A 2,739-nucleotide genomic window follows, 5' to 3' on the forward strand; every position below is an offset into this window, starting at 1 on the left:
AAATCGGCTTGGCGGTCCTGCTTATTGGCAGGACCGCCATTCGTTTTATCCCTTGTAGCTGGAAATCTGGATCAGATTGCCACACGTGTCATCAAAGGTCGCAACCACGACGGGTCCGGCATCCGTCGGTTCTTGCGTGAACTTCACGCCCAGTGAGCTAAGACGCTCGAATTCCACCTGGACATCATCAACGGCAAAGGACGTTGCCGGGATGCCGTCTGCTTTCAGTGCTGAACGGTACGGCCCAACGGCAGGGTGTGCTGAAGGCTCCAGAAGCACTTCAGGACCTTGCTCCTGGTCCGCTGCAACAAGGGTCAGCCAGCTGTATTCGCCCACAGGTATATCGTGCTTGACCTTGAAGCCCAGCACCTCGGTATAGAACGCTTTAGCTTTCGCCTGATCATCCACGCACACACTAGTGATATAAACCCGCATTATTTCCTTCTTTCAGTTCCGGCCCATGCAGCAACCACGGATTCCCCACGCCTTGCTGGCTTCTACCTTTCCATATGGTTCCGACAGGTCAAGATCACGGAAGCAGCACTGAAGAGCCCAGCTTCATATTCCAGGGAAAAACGATAACAAGCTATTGATTAACGATAGATAATAGCCGACAATCATTAGATGACCAGTCTCGCTATTTTACCCGCCCGAATCGCACTCATCGCAATCTTCCTCGGGGCGCTCCTTGGCCAAGTGCTGATTTTGCCGATGTTCATCGAGGAGACCATCTACATTCATCCCGAAGTGGCCCATCTGGCGACCCCGTACCGGTGCGCAGTGACGGCCGGGCTTGCTTGCCTGCAGATTGTCCTCATTTGTTTTTGGATCCTCATATCGAAGCTTCGGCGCCGAACCTTCTACCAAGTCAGCTCACTGCACTGGTTCAGCATCGCCAGTTGCGCCGCCGCTGCAGCAACCCTGCTGGTCCTGGGACTCGGAATTCACCTCTTGGGGTTTATCGGCGCTGGCGGTCCCGGTGTCGTCCTTGCCGTTGCCGGCGGGGCGGCACTGGGAGGAACTGCCACTTGCTTGCTGGTCGCCCTGCGCGGCATGCTCGCGTCCAGGATACGAAAGCAAACTGCGTGAAGTGAGCAATGCTTCTTCAAGCACAGTCACGGCGATTAGTCCAGCAACAATGGCACGGAGCCAAAAATTCCCATGTGAAGATCTGTGTCCCCGCACCGAAGTCTTCGCACAAATCATGCGCCATTTCGCCGGTCCAGTGACCCTAGACACCGCTTTTCAGTGCAATAAAGCACAAACGGCGAAATACCGTCATGTTGCGTAACATAAACTGCCGCCGGCGAAGAAAAGCGCCCTAATCTTGAACGCATGTCTACTACCGCGCCTTCATCTAAGCTTCCACGCTGGATGACCAATTTCGGCCCGCAGATCATTGCGGCGCTGATTGTTGGTCTTCTACTGGGTCTCCTAGCCAAGTACACCGGCAGCACCGCCGAGGAACCCAACGGGCTGGGTGAAGCCCTGTCGATCATTGGTTCCAGCTACGTTGCGTTGTTGCGCACTGCAGTGATCCCACTGATCTTCTTTGCGGTTGTCGCCTCAATTGCCAATTTGGCCAAGGTCACCAATGCGGCACGCCTTGCGTGGCAGACCCTGCTCTGGTTTGCCATCACTGCCTTGATCTCGGTAATCATCGGCATGGTTCTTGGCACCGTTTTCCGCCCCGGAGCGAATACCGGCCAGGGCATGCCAGATGAATACGATGGCAAGACCGGCGACTGGCTCGGCTTCCTCACTGGCCTGGTCCCAGCCAACTTCCTGGGTCTGGGCGCGAGCACCAAGCTGGTTGATGAAGCAACCGCTTCCACCTCGATCAGCTTCAACGTCCTGCAGATACTGGTCATTGCCATCGCCGTGGGCGTCGCTGCCCTCAAGGTTGGCAAGGCGGCCGAACCATTCCTCGCGTTCTCGGCCTCTATCCTGGCGATCATCCAGAAGGTCCTCTGGTGGATCATCCGCATCGCGCCGATCGGCACGGTTGGCCTGATCGGCAACGCTGTTGCCACCTATGGCTGGGACACTATTGGCGCACTGGGCAAGTTCACCGTTGCAATCTACGTCGGCTTGGCACTGGTGCTATTCGCGCTCTACCCGGTACTGGTCCGCGCACATGGCCTGTCAATCAAGCAGTACTTCTCGGGTGTATGGCCTGCAGTGCAGCTGGCCTTCGTTTCACGCTCTTCGATTGGCACCCTGCCATTGACCCAGCGCGTGACCGAACGCAACCTCGGGGTGCCTTCGGGCTACGCTTCCTTCGCAGTGCCGCTGGGCGCGACTACCAAGATGGACGGCTGCGCTGCCATCTATCCGGCGATCGCAGCAATCTTCGTTGCCCAGTTCTTCGGTATTGAGCTGTCCCTCACCGATTACTTCTTGATTGCGCTGGTTTCCGTATTGGGCTCGGCAGCAACCGCAGGCACTACCGGCGCCATCGTCATGCTGACGCTGACCCTTTCCACCCTGGGCCTGCCGCTGGCAGGCGTTGGCCTGCTGATGGCCGTTGACCCGATCATTGATATGGGCCGCACCGCGGTAAATGTCGCCGGCCAAGCACTGATTCCAACCATTGTCGCCAAGCGCGAGGGCATCTTGGACATTGACATGTACAACGCACCACGCAATGGCAACCCCTTCGCTGATGAAAGCATCTCAGCGGCAGATGCTGAGGCAGCTGCAACCAAGTAGGCATTGCTGAAGGAAATCGGGGGCCCC

General features: G+C 57.2%; 3 protein-coding genes. 2 read left to right on the plus strand and 1 reads right to left on the minus strand.

Features of this window, described 5'->3' with window-relative positions; translation table 11 throughout:
• Positions 1 to 45 precede the first annotated feature (45 nt).
• Entirely contained in the window at positions 46 to 435 is a 390-nt protein-coding gene (locus ACNPM8_RS13725) for a VOC family protein (protein WP_105657125.1), read from the minus strand.
• A gap of 189 nt (positions 436 to 624) precedes the next feature.
• Between ACNPM8_RS13725 and ACNPM8_RS13730 the strand changes: the two genes are divergently transcribed.
• Entirely contained in the window at positions 625 to 1,089 is a 465-nt protein-coding gene (locus ACNPM8_RS13730) for a DUF2975 domain-containing protein (protein ID WP_426735253.1), read from the plus strand.
• Positions 1,090 to 1,335: 246 nt separating this feature from the next.
• Positions 1,336 to 2,712, plus strand: coding sequence for a dicarboxylate/amino acid:cation symporter (locus ACNPM8_RS13735; RefSeq protein WP_426735255.1), 1,377 nt, complete (start codon positions 1,336 to 1,338; stop codon positions 2,710 to 2,712).
• Positions 2,713 to 2,739 lie beyond the last annotated feature (27 nt).

This window comes from Glutamicibacter sp. AGC46 (assembly GCF_053543715.1).

Coding starts and splice junctions, on each gene's coding strand:
- ACNPM8_RS13730 (WP_426735253.1), top strand. CDS start 625: ATGACCAGTCTCGCTATTTTACCCGCCCGAATCGCACTCATCGCAATC.
- ACNPM8_RS13735 (WP_426735255.1), top strand. CDS start 1,336: ATGTCTACTACCGCGCCTTCATCTAAGCTTCCACGCTGGATGACCAAT.
- ACNPM8_RS13725 (WP_105657125.1), bottom strand. CDS start 435: ATGCGGGTTTATATCACTAGTGTGTGCGTGGATGATCAGGCGAAAGCT.